The following is a 13225-nucleotide window of genomic DNA, read 5'->3' on the forward strand; positions in this document are numbered from 1 at the left end:
AGTACAGAGAGTTCAAAGAATCTAAAGCTATCGAGCTCGCTGCAAAGCTGACAGATCGTACTGTTGAAACTATGAAGGGGGTTCATGAGGAGGCTAAAGTCGACCCTGATAACCTTTTGCATGGAAATGAGTATGTTGTAGCGACTGAGTTTTTGATGGATGCTGTGCTTGGGGAAGTTAAGTCCTTAGGCGTGAAGGCGGGGAGCACGGTTTTTGCTAATGGTGCAAAAGGCATTAATAAGATTTTTGAACCCGGTCGAACGCCAAAAGCTAGCGAGTTGAAGCAATATGCGGAAGCTCAAGGTTGGAAGCCTGTACAGACTGGTGGTGGCACTCTCAAATATCTTGACGCGAATGGCATTCCTCGTGTGACAATCAAACAAGGCAGTTCGCGGGCGCCAGGAAGTGCTGATCCACATGTTGAGTTTAAAAGCGCGACAGGTCAAAGAACAGACGCCTTTGGTAATCCGGTAACAAGAAAAAGTCCGGATAATCACACGTCAATTGACTTTGATTTGTGAGGATAAATATGAACTATTATGAAATTCCCTCGCTTTCAAATATCTATCTCGAAGATAGCTATGTTTTATCTGTTCGTGAGGCGGAGGACTCTCTAATCTTTGAGTTAGAAGCAGTTCTTACTGAAAGTCATCCAAAATATAAAAAGCCACAAGAAGGAGAGAAACATTGCTATAGAAAGATTTTTTTGCGCTTTCTAAATGTAGATTCTTTCGAATGGCTTGATAGGAGGTTTATGGCATATGCAGATGCTTCGGGCGAGTTCGATTATGGGAATATAGACAGTTTTGTTGGTTGTGATGATGGCTATGAACTGACCGGAGACTGGGGGCGAGTAGCTATCAAGGGGCAAGCTGTAGATATAATTGTCGAAGATTAGTTGGTGCAAAAGGGGCTGGAGACACTCTGGCTACGCTGAGTCAAGGCCAAAAAAGAGTTGTCGGAAAAATTGACAATATTCTCATGATTTCAAGGATAGTGATATTACGGGTACCTTAAAGGATATGGCTGGTAATCCTGTTCCGAAGCCTGGCGGTGGTTATCGGGATCACCTAAAAGAGATGAACGACACTCTTCGAGGTTTACGGAACCATGCGGACACCTTGAAGGGGTGAATGAACCGTCAGCGCAAGCTGCACGTCAGCGAGCGGTCGATACTATCAATCGTATTGAGTCAGCTTTAAATGGTGCCGGGATATGACGTTTCGTGAATTGGAAAGACTTACTCAAATCAGTTGGTTACCAGAAGACAGCCCGTCGTCGTTGAGCGAATGGTATCTTTTGGTATGCGATACTCCACTAGATCACTTAAGTGTAGGAGATGTATGTCGCGCAATTAGGCAAAATCTTTTTGTTAATGAGCTATTACCCTTTGCTGTGATATTACTACATGATGATGTGTTGGCAGGAGAGAGATACGACGGCGAGCTGCTTGCAGCTCTGGCGAGTGTGAGTGCAGAGTGTTGGCAGAGAAATACAAGTGCGGCGCAAAAGGCCGTTTGCGCTTTGGCCGAAGTGAAGAATTTAAGCCAAGATCCCAAACTATTAAAGGATGCTTCGACTTTGTTGAGGGCGCTTGGCGTTTAAGTAGTTTGTAAGTTGGTGCAAAAGGAGTGTCGGGGTCCGCTCTGACGAGGGACGAGTTGATTTCGGGATTGCCTGTAGGCACTAAAATCACCCCAGGAAGTGTGGTTGATATCCGTAGGTTGCCAGATGGCCGAACAGTCTGGCTGGAAAAGGGTACTGATGCTGCCGGATTGCAACATATCTACAAACGACACGAAGCCGACTTTGTCAACAAAGGCATCTCACGTGATGACATTCCAAATGTTGTAATGAGTGCTCTTGAGCGTGGGAAAGTTGTCGGGACCAATGGTTCGGCTAATGTTTATCGCATCACGCACAATGGTGTTGAGCAAAATACCGCAGTTGGGGTTAGCTCAAACGGCTTCGTGGTTCGAGCTAATCCGGTCAGTTCTTGGAAACCATTGCCATGATCAGGTTAAGACTAACGAGTGAGTATTTGGCTGGGCCGATATTCTGCCCAGATCCGGATAGAATGGGGCACGTTGATATTGAAGATTTACCCCTTTGTCCAGAGCTGATGGTCAAAATCAGTGAGTGGGACGGTGAGTATCAGTCGACGTTCAACAACGACTACCCGCCCGATTCTTGTTTTGCCACGCCTGAGGCAGAGCTTCGGCATAAAGCAGAGGGAGAGGAACTGGCCAAATCGATGCAGCAAGAACTAGGGAGCAGTTATATGGTTGAGTATTGCCCATAGTCGATAATTAGTCGGTACAAAAGATGGAAATGCGGGTGAGTTCAGTGGCGGTAAACCAGCTGTGGTGGATGATCCATATAGCCCAAGCGCTGTTACTGAAAGGTCTAAAGTAAGTCGAGATAGCTATGGAAGGGAAACTCGGCCGATGAATTTTCAGCTGGCCTTCTTAACTATGCAACTCATTCAACAGCAAAGAGCTATCAGTCTACTGTGCCGCGAGATTTGAATGAGCAAACGTTGTGGAATAGAGTGATTGATAATCCCTCGGCTGGTCGTGATACGAAATTAGCAGGCGACAAAGATTTTCCGCGAAGTGAAGGATGGAAAAAAATGGAAGCCAGTCAGCGGCTGCTTAACGGAGAAAATATAACCGTTTACTATCAGTACAACTCCGTTACCGATAAAGCATATGATATGAAAATCACGACGCCCCAGCAGCTGCCGCCTGTGCTGCAGCCCGGAAGAACTATTGAGTGATGTGGACATGATTGTTCGAGAAATTGGCCGAGAAGAGCCTGTGCAGGTTTTTGGGATTTACTGGATAAGGAACGAGCGCTTTTACTGGGTCATTCCCTATGATGGTTACGGTGGGTTGATGGCACTCAGTGAAAGTGAGGTCAATGTTCTTGACTCCTCTTTGTCAAGTGATCTCATTCTCTGCAAAGATCGAGATGAAGGAGACATGATTTTGCACTGGGCAGCAGAAGATTTAATTGAAGAGCTAGTGGAGCGGGATCCACTAGCTATGGCTGAGTTCTTAGAGCGCATAAAAAATCATAGTGCAAACCATTGACAAGCGGATAGATTCGCAAAAAAGGGGGCAGATTTGAATGGCACTTACTCAACAGCTAACCGGCTGATCTGATTAGAAAAAAAGAAAAAAGGCCGCCCTTGGTCTACGGTGATAGTTGCGAACACACACCGCTAGAACAAGGAGAGCCCGCGTGAATCGGAGACATCAAATCGTCAGGCATCAACAGCAGCGCATTCAGCAGCACGCCAAAGATAGCAATGCCCATGCGTTCTTTCAAAAAACGGGACAGATTTATTTATAGGGTTGACGAGCCCTTTTAGATATAGCGAATGAGTCTCTGGAAAATATATCTGTCCCTTTTTTCTTTTTCTTTTTCTTTTACCTCAGGTAGGTGCCGTCCTACGTGAATGGTGGTGGCAATTTGGTCAGGGTTGGGGTATTAATGCCGAAATTTTTGAAGGATCAAAACTATGCGTATTTGGATTGGCTCACTGATGCTGCTCACCTCCGCTGTAGCGCTGGGTGATGAGGCACAGCTGAAGCAGTGGGAAAAGATGGATCGCTGCTCTAATGCAGCCTTTATCGTGGTAAAAATCTTGGAAGAAAGTGCAGACACGTCCAAACAAGCACTGGCCCTACACGGAGCCGTAGAAGGGCTAAAAACCAACACAAAATTGAAAGAAGCGACACCGACTGGAAACGAAGTCATTGGCGCCTATAACTTTGCGCTTCGGATCTCTTATGAGATGCCTCGACCCTTCGCAAAGCGTGAGCATGATTGGCTCATTGCTCAGGCAGCGACTGCATGCACTTTATGGGTTCCAAGTGTTGGCGCTCAGTAATCAAAGCCAGTGGATGGCCGGCGTTCATTTATCGATCGAGCAACTGACCTGATCATGCCGCTACTTCGTATTTACGGCCGTTCCAGTCCCGGCGGTGCCCTCCGCTAACGGATGCAGCATGGCGGGCAATAGAGGGTTGAGCTAGGATTTCTACTTTTTTCAAGGACGAGGCGCAATGAACAAGCTCAAGGCGATGAATGCGGCGGTAGAGCGCTTTTTCAGCCGATTTTCTCGTAAACAGTTCTTCGTGGCGTTCGCCGTCATCACTGCGGTCAACTACTGGCTGGCCTATAACGTCGCAGGCTACAAGTCGGTCTATCTGGCCATGGTCGGAGGTTTTTTCTTCGGCCTGATGTTTGCGAAATTCGAGCCAAATAAGTAATCGCCAATTACGCTTTTCAGCCTGACGGATTCACTCATTTTTACCGTAGTCTAGCGGCGTAATAACCACAATGAGGTTCAGTAAACAGCCCCGCTTGCGCGCGGGGCGTCACCACTCTTCACTTACCGAGTTTCTTGCGTACGTCGTCAGCCATCGGACCAACAGCTCTCACTGCATCCTTGAGCTGTTGCTCGGTTACACCGAACTCTTTGGTCCAGTACTTCACCTCCCAAGCTTCCGAGGTGTTTACTCGAGCGCGATCTTGCGGGCCACGGTTTTTCAAATCGTCAGACATATTTAGCTCCATGCGGGATGACTTGGAAGCGCCCAAGCCTATCTCGATAGAACGTTAGTACAAGACGGTAGTTCGGTCTGAATAAAGAGGTGGGGAATTCGTTCGGCAGGACGCCAGGCGAGGGAATTGCGGAACAGAAAAGATAAGGGCCTGCCCAGGTTTCCCCGGCAAGCCCTTGATATCTATGGTGCCCGAACCCGGAATCGAACCGGGACGCCCTTACGAGCGGGGGATTTTAAGTCCCATGCGTCTACCAGTTTCGCCATTCGGGCGGTAGCGCGGTGTAACAGGGTTGGGAATATATAGATCTAGCCGCTTCAGCGCAACCTCCAGGCCGGTTTTCCCGCATAAAGATGCGCAGGAAAAAGCTTGGCAGATCAGTGATCTACAGGGCCTTTGTGCCAAGTGCTGATGAACGCAAGCAACCCAGGAACAAGCCCCATAAATGACAGTCATAGCGATATGCCATTTCGGCATTTCGCCAGGAGTCGTTTGATGCTCAGTGTCCGTAAGCAGGCTTGGATCATGGCCGTGGGTGTGGCGGGTTTGTTGGGCACTGCCGTGTTCAGCTCGGCGCAGGCGGGGAGTGCGGTGCAGTGGGGTGAGTTTAGTGCGTCGTCTTCAGATAAGTTAACGGCCGGCTCGATGGACGTGGGCGGTGTCTATGTGTTGAAGCCGTCGGGTGTTTCCGTGGGGGATGTCGAGGCGCTGCAGGCTGGGCAAAAACAGAGTCAAAGCGAACTGCAAAGCTTGAAAAGTAAGGTGGAAGGGCAGGAGCGTGCGTTTGATGAGTTCAAGCGCAAGGACGGTTCGAGTACCAGTAGCAGTGACAGCCAGCTGTCGAGTCTCAAGCGTACGGTGGATGAGCAGAAGAGCACGATAGAGCGGCAGAAAAGCGAGATCGACGGGCTCAAGCGCAGCCTGGATGATGTGAAGCGCAGTGTGGAGACCTTGAGCAGCAAGGTGAAGTGACGGCACTGATGCTGTGAGCAATATAGGGCAACTGTGGGAGCTGGCTTGCCTGCGATAGCGATGTGTCAGTACCGGTATAGAACCTGTTACACCGCCATCGCAGGCAAGCCAGCTCCCACATTGACCGTGTCGGCCTTCAGTCAATCAGCGCCAGCAAGTCGGTGACCCCTACGTCCACACCCGCCTGGCTCAGCAGTGTCGTCACCTGGCCGCGGTGGTGAGTCTGGTGGTTGAAAAAGTGCACCAGCAAACCGAAGAAGGGTTTCTCGGCGGCCACGCCGCGCATGTTGTGATAGCGCAGGCGTTGGTCGAGGTGGGGCTCTTGCAGGCTGTGGGCCCAATCGATGATGAGTTGATCCAGCCAGGCGCGATGGGCCGCTAGTTCGGAAAGGCTGGGGAAGGCTACTTGCTCGAGGTCGCTGGGCGTGGCCACCCCGTTCAGCGGCGCCAAGGCCGCAAAGTTGGCCGGGTGTTCGGCAAAGCGCTTGAGCCAGACGGTGTCACCCAGCATCAGGTGGTTCAAGGTGCCGAGGATCGAGCCGAAAAACGCCTGGCGGTCCTGGGTCAATTGTGCGTGCGTCAGGGTGCTGGCGGCGTCGTAGACCTTGCGGTTCATCCATTGGTTGTAAGTGGCCATCAACGCAATATGCTCGATGCGGTTCACCGCTGTTCTCCCTTGTCGGCGTGATGGCGTCATCATAAAGCTTGCCCGCCCGACGGTCATGGTGTTCCATCAGGGGAGGACTATGTTTGATCAACGCCACTATTGCGCCCCGGAGGGCGACACCATGAATACCAGCGATCTACTGGAACAACTGTTGCGTGCAGGGCAGCAAGGCGGCGGGGCTTCGGGCGGCGGCCTGGGCGGGTTGCTCGGAGGGTTGTTGAAGGGCGCCGGCACCGGCAATGCGTCATCGGCGGGCGGCGGTTTGGGTGGTTTGTTAGGTGGCCTGGGTGGCTTGTTGGGTGGCGCGCCGGCAGGTGGGACCACCCAGACGCGTAGCGGCGGTGGGATGAACTACGCGGCGCTGGCGTCCCTGGGCATGGCGGCGTTCCAGGCGTACCAAGCCTGGCAACGCCAACAGGCTTCGGCACCGCAGCAAGCTATCCAGACCGTTGACCAGCTTGACGGGCCTGAAGCCGAAGCCCATAGCCACGGCGTACTGCGTGCGTTGATCGCGGCGGCCAAGGCCGATGGCGAAATCGATGCACAAGAGCAGCAGATGATTTCCGCCGAGATCGGCCGTCATACCGACGACCCACAATTGCAGCAGTGGCTCGACGCCGAAGTTGCCAAGCCCCTGGATGCCGCCGATTTTGCCGAGTATGCCAATGACCCGGCAATCGCAGCGGAGATTTATCTGGCGAGCGTGATGCTGGTCGATGACCAACAGGACGCCGAGCGTAATTACCTCGACGACCTGGCCGGTCAGTTGCAAATCGATCCGCAATTGCAGGTGCATCTGGAGCAGCAGGCCAAAGCCTAGAACCTCAGCGTCGCCCCAGTGGTCAGCCACTGGGCGCGATCGCCAATCAGGCTGCGCCCGACCAGCACGTCCACGTCGACAAATTCGCCGATGTGCAAACGCGGCCCAGCCTGCCAGGCCTGTTCGCCGCCTTCCTGGCCATAGCGCTCGCCAATCAATGTGAGCGCGTCTGCCAACTGATATTCGAACCCCGTGCCCCACGTCAGGCGATGCTGTTGATCACCCTCGTTGTAGGCGTGGCTCCAGCCGGCGTTCAGGTTCAGCCGCAGGGGCGCCAGGGGTTGCCATGTGAGTGGGATGTTCAGGTCTGCGCCATCAAACCCGTGATGGCGATCCAGCGCGACATGCGCCCCGACAGCAACCGCCAGTTCCAAGCCCAAGTCTTGCCGTGACAGCACCTGCACCTTGGCTTGCGGGCTGATCTGCGTCTCGCCTTTGCCTGCATCCGTGGCCCGTGACAACGCGGCGCCCCATTGCACGGCAGGCATGGCGCTGAACGTGCAGGCGGGCGACACGTTGCTGTTGTGGGTACTCCCCGCGTGCCGCTGGGCGCTGTACCAGGCGTCGACGTTGCATTCCCCCGGCGCGTTGATCGCGCCGTCATCAACCACATAAGCGCCGCCTGCGGCTTGGGCTTTTGAAATCAACGCGACGACAAAGACCAGGCCCAGCGTCATGCCGATAAAGATCAAGTTGCGCTGCAATGCACGGCGCTTGGCCGGTGGCAGTAACAGCAAAGTTGGGCGAGCACCGCGAGAGTGGCGTGCGCGATATTTGGCAAACCCGTCGCGGCGTGCCGGCGTGTGTTTTTTGTGCATGATGCACCTCGCTTGAATTCAGCTTTCTACGGTCAGCACCGAAATGCCGCTGGCTTTGGCCTGGCAAACCAGCTCCGAGGTATCGTCACCGCCCGGCAGGGCGATGATCAGGTCGGGGCGGCTGTCGGCCAGCATGAAGTGGTTGCGCTGGCGTTCGGCCTGTTTGCCGTGGCGCTGCCAATTGGGTGGGTAGCGCACCACGTCGATACCGATTTCCCGTGCCCATTCCTCGATCTCGCTGCCGAGAAACTGGTTGCCGCCGTGGATCAATACCTGCACCGGGTGCAGGCGGTGGTAAGCGTCCAGCACGTGGCGGGACTTTTTGGTGTCGGCGTAATGACGACCTGCACAGATCAACACGCGCATGAGCAAATCCTTGTATTGCACGCTGGCGACCGGGCGGCCACCAGCGTTGGAACGGCGGGGAGGGTCAGTACCACTGCTTGAAGCGGCGGATGTAGATGGTCTTCATCAGTTGGGCGACGCAGCAGTAAGCCAGCAACGTGCCTACCAGCCATGGGAAGTACGCCATCGGCAGCGGTTGCAGGCCCACCAGGGTGCCCAGCGGCGAGAACGGCACGTAGATGCCCAAGGCAATCACGATGCAGGTCATCATCAACACCGGCCAGGCGGCTGTGCTCTGGAAGAACGGGATCTTGCGGGTGCGCAGCATATGCACCACCAGGGTTTGCGAAAGCAGCCCCTCGATAAACCAGCCGGACTGGAACAGGGTCTGCATTTCCACACTGTTGGCCGAGAACACGTACCACATCAGCGCAAAGGTGGTGATGTCGAAGATCGACGAGGTAGGGCCGATCCAGATCATGAAGCGGCCGATGTTTTTCGCATCCCACTTGCGTGGCTTGGCCAGGTATTCCTTGTCCATCTTGTCCCACGGCAGGGCCAGTTGGGAGATGTCATACATCAGGTTCTGCAGCAGCAGATGGATCGCCAGCATCGGCATGAACGGAATGAACGCGCTGGCCACCAGCACCGAGAATACGTTGCCGAAGTTGGAGCTGGCGGTCATGTTCAGGTACTTCATGATATTGCCGAAGGTTTCGCGGCCCTTGAGCACGCCCTCTTCGAGCACCATCAGGCTCTTTTCCAACAGGATGATGTCCGCCGATTCCTTGGCGATGTCGGTACCGCTGTCCACCGAAATGCCCACATCGGCATCGCGCAGCGCCGGTGCATCGTTGATACCGTCGCCGAGGAAGCCGACGGTGTGCCCGTTAGCTTGCAGGGCCTTGAGCACGCGGGATTTTTGCAGCGGCGTGAGCTTGGCGAACACCGTGCGTTCTTCCACACGGCGCAGCAAAGTGGCGTCGTCCATGGCTTCGATTTCCACGCCTAGCAGCGGCTGGCCGGGTTCCAGTCCAACCTGGCGGCAGATCTTGCTGGTGACCACGGCGTTGTCACCGGTCAACACTTTGATCGCCACGCCAATCTGTTGCAGCGCCGCAATGGCTGGGCCTGCGGTTTCCTTCGGTGGGTCCAGGAAGGTCAGGAAGCCCTGGATCACCAGGTTGCGTTCGTCGCTGGTGGTGTACTGCTGGCGTGCCAGTGCTTTGGGGATATTGCGGGTCGCCACTACGAGTACGCGGAAACCGTCTTCGTTGTAGTCATTGGCGAGTGTCAGCAGGGCGTCACGACGGCGCTCATCCAGGGGCAAGGCTTCGCCGGCCTCCATGACGTGCGTGGCAATGCTCAGCATCTCTTCCACCGCGCCTTTGCACACCAGCAGATGGTCACCGGCGGCATCCTTGACCACGATCGACAGGCGACGACGAACAAAGTCGAACGGCAATTCATCGACCTTGCTGTAGGCAAACGGCACCTGGAACTTGGGGTTCTGTTCCGAGAACTGCACCACCGCCTGGTCCATCAGGTTTTTCATGCCGCTCTGGTGAAAGCTGTTGAGCCAGGCCAGGGACAGCACGGCGTCATCGCGCTGGCCGAAGGCATTGACGTGATGCTCGAGGATGATCTTGTCCTGGGTGAGGGTGCCGGTCTTGTCGGTGCACAGCACGTCCATCGAACCGAAGTTCTGGATCGCATTGAGGCGCTTGACCACCACCTTGCGCTTGGCCATGGCCGTAGCACCCTTGGCCAGGTTGGCGCTGACGATCATCGGCAGCATTTCCGGGGTAAGGCCGACGGCTACTGCCAGGGCAAACAGGAAGGCATCGCCCCAATCGCCCTTGGAGAAGCCATTGAGGAAGAACACGATGGGCACCATCACCAGCATGAAGCGGATCAGCAGCCAGCTGACACTGTTCACGCCGCGGTCGAAGGCGGTTTGCACCCGCGAGCCGACAATCGCCTTGGCCAGGGAACCAAAGTAAGTGCGCGGCCCCGTTGCCACTACCACCGCTTTGGCGCGGCCGCTGACCACGTTGGTGCCCATGAAGCAGATGTTCGGCAGGTCCAGCAGGTTGCCCTGGTCGGCGGCGAGGGTGGAGGCGGATTTTTGCGTGACATCGCCCAGGGTGTCGTACTTCTCCACCGGCAAGGCTTCACCGGTCAGCACGGCCTGGCTGATAAACAGGTCACGGGATTCGATCAGGCGGATGTCGGCAGGGATCATGTCGCCGGCAGACAACTGCACGATATCGCCGGCCACCAGGTCGCGCATCGGCACTTCGCGCAAGGTGGGCTGGGCGCCAACCTGCTCGCGGCGCAGCACGGTGGCGGTGGTGCGCACCATAGCCTTGAGGGCCTCGGCGGATTTGGCCGAACGGTGTTCCTGCCAGAAACGCAGCAGGCTGCTGAGCAACACCATGGTCATGATAATGACGACCTTGGTCGGGTCAGCCTCTTCGCCTTCCTGCATCGGTAGCCAGCAGTCAGTCACAAAGCTGATGCCGCCCAGGGTCAACAGCACGTAGATGAACGGGTTGTTCAGGGCCTGCAGGAACTGGATGATCGCGTGTGGCGGCTTGTCATGGGCGACTTCGTTATAGCCTTCCCGTTGCAGGCGCGCCGAGGCGTCCAGTTCGGTCAGGCCGTCCTGGGTGGCCCGTACATTGGCGAGGGTGGCTGCTAGGCCATTGTGGGCTTCACGGGCGGCACGCATCGACAGCTTGGTGTCGGTGGCGGTGCCATTTTTTTTGTGCAGAGGCGTGTTTTTTACGGCGCTCATTGTCTGTACTCCTGTCGCCAATTCTCGACAAAACATACCCGGTACTTACCTGTAGACAGGCGAGCGAAAGCATGCCGAGTCGCGGACTTCGCGATCGGTTTAGATAAAGTGTTCACGTAACTTCTGAAGGGCCCGCTAACAGTGCGTTAATTAACTAACGTGCAGCGGGCTACTACTGGACTTGTTCATAAAGAACTCCAGGGGTATCAATAAGAAAGTTGTAGTTTGCAGCCAGGTCAGGCGGCGCGAGCGCTCAGGTAAAGACCGAACAGCAAGCGGGCTTGCGCCAGGCTGGAAACCTGGGGTCTCTGTGGGTCTTGAGGGTCGGCGTGATCCCAGTGCTGCACCAGGTGGCCGCTTTCAGGGCAGATACGCCAGTGGGCCAGCGGCGGTGCCGGACGCACTTGAGGGGAGGGTATGGCAAAGGTCGAGCGGGTTGACGAAAAGCCCACGGGCTCGCGGCACAGCTTGGCGCGCAGGGCGGCGACCAGTGTGCGTGTATCGGGCAAAACAAGGAGTTGGAAGGTCATAACACACCTCGGGACCGGACGGGCGACCGGTGAGGCAGTTACGGTGGAGCATCAAGCTCTAGCGCAGCTTACCGGACCTGGAACGCGAGTCCTGTCATATTCTGGGTTTGGCGCCCGACGCCCGCAGAGGCGGTGCTCGGACAGCGACTAGATACTGTGTCCATTGGCTTCTTTTGTGAGGTTTAAAAAAGGCCCCAGTTGCGGGCACGGGCAATCTACTCAGGGCGTCAGTGAATGTCAACGTATGATTAATTAAATTATCCGGTGTTCAGAGTTCGTTCAGATAAGAGGCGCGCGTAAGTTGTAGGTTGAATAACTTCATATACCTTGCGCGGCGAGGAGTGCCAGATAGATCAATACTAAACCGCAGGCCGCATAACTCACGCGTTGCCAAGTCGGTGATGCGTTTTTGCGCAGCAGGTTTACCAAGGCGGCAGTGAGAAAACACGAGAGCACCGACGCCAGCATGAAGCCGGCAAAAAACATCAGCGTTTGCCCGTGGCTGGGGGTGGTGCCGACAATCCCCGACAGGGCGCTGCCCAGGGCGCCCCAGTAGACGATGTTCTTCGGGTTGGCCAGGGAAATCGCCGCGCCCACCGCCAACGCATTTTTGCCTGAGCTGGCAGGGGCGTTGCCGGTTGCGGGTAGCTGCCAGGCATCGATCAGGCTGCGGATGCCCAACCAAGCCAGGTACAGCGCGCAGATGATTGTGAGTGGTACCCGCACTGCATCATGCTGGATCAGCAGTGCGATACCGGTGAGGCCAATCACGGCCCAGACGGCGTCGCCCAGCAGCGAGCCGAACTGCACCAGCAGGGCCGGTGTGAAGCCATGGAGCAAGCCGCGGCGCAGGGTCTCTGCCAGTACGGCGCCGGGGGAAAGGCAAAATACGAAGCCGAATACCAGCGCATAAACAAAGATCGACAGCATGCTCAGTTCCTTTCGAGAAAGTGCCAGAGCATACGTCAGTCCGGGAAGGGGATACCACGTCCTCTGTAGGAACGTTCGCGATGGCGGTATGTCAGCCACTCAATCTTCAACTGAACCACCGCCTTCGCAGGCAAGCCAGCTCCCACACTAGCCATGCATTGCCCACAGAATCAGCGTCTGTCACAGGTCCCTGTAGGAGCGAGCTCGCGAGAAGCGTCAACGATAACGCGCGTTTCCTGAATGAACGCGGTGCTTATGAGTTTTTCGCGAGCAAGCTCGCTCCTACAAAGGCTGCGGTGTTGAGGCAATGCGGTCGATTTCAGCCTTCAATTCATCCGACGATAAACTCGCAAACGGCAGTGCAAAAAACGCCTTGCAGCGTGCAGCGATAATGTCGAGGGTGGCCGTGAATGCCGCCTCTACCTGCGCCTCGTTACCCTGCACCTCGGAAGGGTCTTCCAAGCCCCAATGCGTCTTCACCGCTGGGCCGAAATACACCGGGCACGCTTCACCGGCCGCTTTATCGCATACGGTGATGACTACATCCGGCGGGCTGTCTTCAAAGGCGTCATTGCCTTTGCTGTACAGGCCGTCAGTGCTGATGCCCGCCGCCTGCAACGTGGTCAGACTGCGTGGCAGCACCTGCCCCTTGGGGAAGCTGCCAGAGCTGATCGCCTCGAAGCCCGACGGTGCCAGGTGGTTGAACATCGCCTCGGACAAGATGCTGCGGCAGCTGTTGGCGGTACACATGAACAGGACTTTCATGGG

The 13225-nt window shown here is 55.6% G+C and carries 19 protein-coding genes and 1 tRNA gene; 11 read left to right on the forward strand and 9 right to left on the reverse strand.

Going from position 1 to position 13225, the window contains the following annotated elements:
- The 9 genes from E1K68_RS13800 to E1K68_RS13845 form a co-directional block, all read left to right on the forward strand.
- The coding region (locus E1K68_RS13800) for a hypothetical protein (RefSeq protein WP_212614255.1) at positions 1-521 on the forward strand (521 nt) is incomplete at its 5' end.
- 8 nt (positions 522-529) lie between these two features.
- Entirely contained in the window at positions 530-898 is a 369-nt protein-coding gene (locus tag E1K68_RS13805) for a hypothetical protein (protein WP_003191502.1), read from the forward strand.
- A gap of 317 nt (positions 899-1215) precedes the next feature.
- Positions 1216-1605 carry a contact-dependent growth inhibition system immunity protein gene (locus E1K68_RS13815; protein WP_137203693.1) on the forward strand — a complete coding sequence of 130 codons (390 nt, stop codon included), beginning with the start codon at positions 1216-1218 and terminating at the stop codon, positions 1603-1605.
- Positions 1606-1661: 56 nt separating this feature from the next.
- The gene (locus tag E1K68_RS13820) at positions 1662-2015 is read left to right on the forward strand and encodes a hypothetical protein (RefSeq protein WP_133633692.1); all 354 of its coding nucleotides are present in this window, start codon (positions 1662-1664) and stop codon (positions 2013-2015) included.
- Complete coding sequence (locus E1K68_RS13825; RefSeq protein WP_137203694.1) at positions 1997-2302, forward strand: hypothetical protein; 306 nt, start codon at positions 1997-1999, stop codon at positions 2300-2302. The genes E1K68_RS13820 and E1K68_RS13825 overlap by 19 nt, the downstream gene beginning before the upstream one ends.
- Positions 2303-2551: 249 nt before the next feature.
- On the forward strand, positions 2552-2779 hold the full coding sequence (locus E1K68_RS27835; RefSeq protein ID WP_244858809.1) for a hypothetical protein: 228 nt from the start codon (positions 2552-2554) through the stop codon (positions 2777-2779).
- Position 2780: 1 nt separating this feature from the next.
- A complete protein-coding gene (locus E1K68_RS13835; protein WP_240520848.1) occupies positions 2781-3095 on the forward strand; it encodes a hypothetical protein in 315 nt (104 codons plus the stop codon).
- A 431-nt stretch (positions 3096-3526) separates the two neighbouring features.
- Positions 3527-3898 (forward strand): hypothetical protein, encoded by a 372-nt coding sequence (locus tag E1K68_RS13840; protein WP_244858810.1) that lies wholly within the window; start codon positions 3527-3529, stop codon positions 3896-3898.
- A gap of 175 nt (positions 3899-4073) precedes the next feature.
- Positions 4074-4280 carry a hypothetical protein gene (locus E1K68_RS13845; RefSeq protein WP_003191494.1) on the forward strand — a complete coding sequence of 69 codons (207 nt, stop codon included), beginning with the start codon at positions 4074-4076 and terminating at the stop codon, positions 4278-4280.
- A 118-nt stretch (positions 4281-4398) separates the two neighbouring features.
- Here E1K68_RS13845 and E1K68_RS13850 read toward each other — a convergent pair whose 3' ends face one another.
- Positions 4399-4575, reverse strand: a complete 177-nt coding sequence (locus E1K68_RS13850) for a DUF3606 domain-containing protein (RefSeq protein WP_003191493.1) — start codon at positions 4573-4575, stop codon at positions 4399-4401.
- Between the two features lie 185 nt (positions 4576-4760).
- Positions 4761-4847: transfer RNA gene (locus E1K68_RS13855), tRNA-Leu, on the reverse strand.
- A gap of 223 nt (positions 4848-5070) precedes the next feature.
- Between E1K68_RS13855 and E1K68_RS13860 the strand changes: the two genes are divergently transcribed.
- Positions 5071-5547 carry a hypothetical protein gene (locus E1K68_RS13860; protein WP_212614257.1) on the forward strand — a complete coding sequence of 159 codons (477 nt, stop codon included), beginning with the start codon at positions 5071-5073 and terminating at the stop codon, positions 5545-5547.
- Between the two features lie 136 nt (positions 5548-5683).
- On the opposite strand, the gene E1K68_RS13865 is transcribed toward E1K68_RS13860, so the two are convergent.
- Positions 5684-6211, reverse strand: a complete 528-nt coding sequence (locus E1K68_RS13865; RefSeq protein ID WP_003191355.1) for a DinB family protein — start codon at positions 6209-6211, stop codon at positions 5684-5686.
- A 124-nt stretch (positions 6212-6335) separates the two neighbouring features.
- Between E1K68_RS13865 and E1K68_RS13870 the strand changes: the two genes are divergently transcribed.
- Positions 6336-7034 carry a tellurite resistance TerB family protein gene (locus E1K68_RS13870; RefSeq protein WP_212614896.1) on the forward strand — a complete coding sequence of 233 codons (699 nt, stop codon included), beginning with the start codon at positions 6336-6338 and terminating at the stop codon, positions 7032-7034.
- On the opposite strand, the gene E1K68_RS13875 is transcribed toward E1K68_RS13870, so the two are convergent.
- The 6 genes from E1K68_RS13875 to E1K68_RS13900 form a co-directional block, all read right to left on the reverse strand.
- Positions 7031-7852 carry a hypothetical protein gene (locus tag E1K68_RS13875; protein WP_057711353.1) on the reverse strand — a complete coding sequence of 274 codons (822 nt, stop codon included), beginning with the start codon at positions 7850-7852 and terminating at the stop codon, positions 7031-7033. The two genes, E1K68_RS13870 and E1K68_RS13875, sit on opposite strands and share 4 nt — an antisense overlap.
- An 18-nt stretch (positions 7853-7870) precedes the next feature.
- Positions 7871-8218, reverse strand: coding sequence for a DUF2493 domain-containing protein (locus E1K68_RS13880; RefSeq protein ID WP_005788155.1), 348 nt, complete (start codon positions 8216-8218; stop codon positions 7871-7873).
- A 64-nt stretch (positions 8219-8282) separates the two neighbouring features.
- On the reverse strand, positions 8283-10997 hold the full coding sequence (gene mgtA / locus E1K68_RS13885; RefSeq protein WP_003191349.1) for a magnesium-translocating P-type ATPase: 2715 nt from the start codon (positions 10995-10997) through the stop codon (positions 8283-8285).
- A gap of 236 nt (positions 10998-11233) precedes the next feature.
- The gene (locus E1K68_RS13890) at positions 11234-11527 is read right to left on the reverse strand and encodes a hypothetical protein (RefSeq protein ID WP_003191347.1); all 294 of its coding nucleotides are present in this window, start codon (positions 11525-11527) and stop codon (positions 11234-11236) included.
- A 318-nt stretch (positions 11528-11845) separates the two neighbouring features.
- Positions 11846-12457 carry a LysE family transporter gene (locus tag E1K68_RS13895; protein WP_212614258.1) on the reverse strand — a complete coding sequence of 204 codons (612 nt, stop codon included), beginning with the start codon at positions 12455-12457 and terminating at the stop codon, positions 11846-11848.
- Positions 12458-12739: 282 nt separating this feature from the next.
- On the reverse strand, positions 12740-13222 hold the full coding sequence (locus E1K68_RS13900; RefSeq protein ID WP_003191344.1) for an arsenate reductase ArsC: 483 nt from the start codon (positions 13220-13222) through the stop codon (positions 12740-12742).
- Positions 13223-13225: the final 3 nt, after the last annotated feature.

The organism is Pseudomonas sp. B2021, assembly GCF_018135665.1.
GTDB lineage: Bacteria > Pseudomonadota > Gammaproteobacteria > Pseudomonadales > Pseudomonadaceae > Aquipseudomonas > Aquipseudomonas lactis.

Coding starts and splice junctions, on each gene's coding strand:
- E1K68_RS13845 (WP_003191494.1), top strand. CDS start 4,074: ATGAACAAGCTCAAGGCGATGAATGCGGCGGTAGAGCGCTTTTTCAGC.
- E1K68_RS13875 (WP_057711353.1), bottom strand. CDS start 7,852: ATGCACAAAAAACACACGCCGGCACGCCGCGACGGGTTTGCCAAATAT.
- E1K68_RS13895 (WP_212614258.1), bottom strand. CDS start 12,457: ATGCTGTCGATCTTTGTTTATGCGCTGGTATTCGGCTTCGTATTTTGC.
- E1K68_RS13815 (WP_137203693.1), top strand. CDS start 1,216: ATGACGTTTCGTGAATTGGAAAGACTTACTCAAATCAGTTGGTTACCA.
- E1K68_RS13880 (WP_005788155.1), bottom strand. CDS start 8,218: ATGCGCGTGTTGATCTGTGCAGGTCGTCATTACGCCGACACCAAAAAG.
- E1K68_RS13860 (WP_212614257.1), top strand. CDS start 5,071: ATGCTCAGTGTCCGTAAGCAGGCTTGGATCATGGCCGTGGGTGTGGCG.
- E1K68_RS13805 (WP_003191502.1), top strand. CDS start 530: ATGAACTATTATGAAATTCCCTCGCTTTCAAATATCTATCTCGAAGAT.
- E1K68_RS13870 (WP_212614896.1), top strand. CDS start 6,336: ATGAATACCAGCGATCTACTGGAACAACTGTTGCGTGCAGGGCAGCAA.
- E1K68_RS13840 (WP_244858810.1), top strand. CDS start 3,527: ATGCGTATTTGGATTGGCTCACTGATGCTGCTCACCTCCGCTGTAGCG.
- E1K68_RS13850 (WP_003191493.1), bottom strand. CDS start 4,575: ATGTCTGACGATTTGAAAAACCGTGGCCCGCAAGATCGCGCTCGAGTA.
- mgtA (WP_003191349.1), bottom strand. CDS start 10,997: ATGAGCGCCGTAAAAAACACGCCTCTGCACAAAAAAAATGGCACCGCC.
- E1K68_RS13900 (WP_003191344.1), bottom strand. CDS start 13,222: ATGAAAGTCCTGTTCATGTGTACCGCCAACAGCTGCCGCAGCATCTTG.
- E1K68_RS13890 (WP_003191347.1), bottom strand. CDS start 11,527: ATGACCTTCCAACTCCTTGTTTTGCCCGATACACGCACACTGGTCGCC.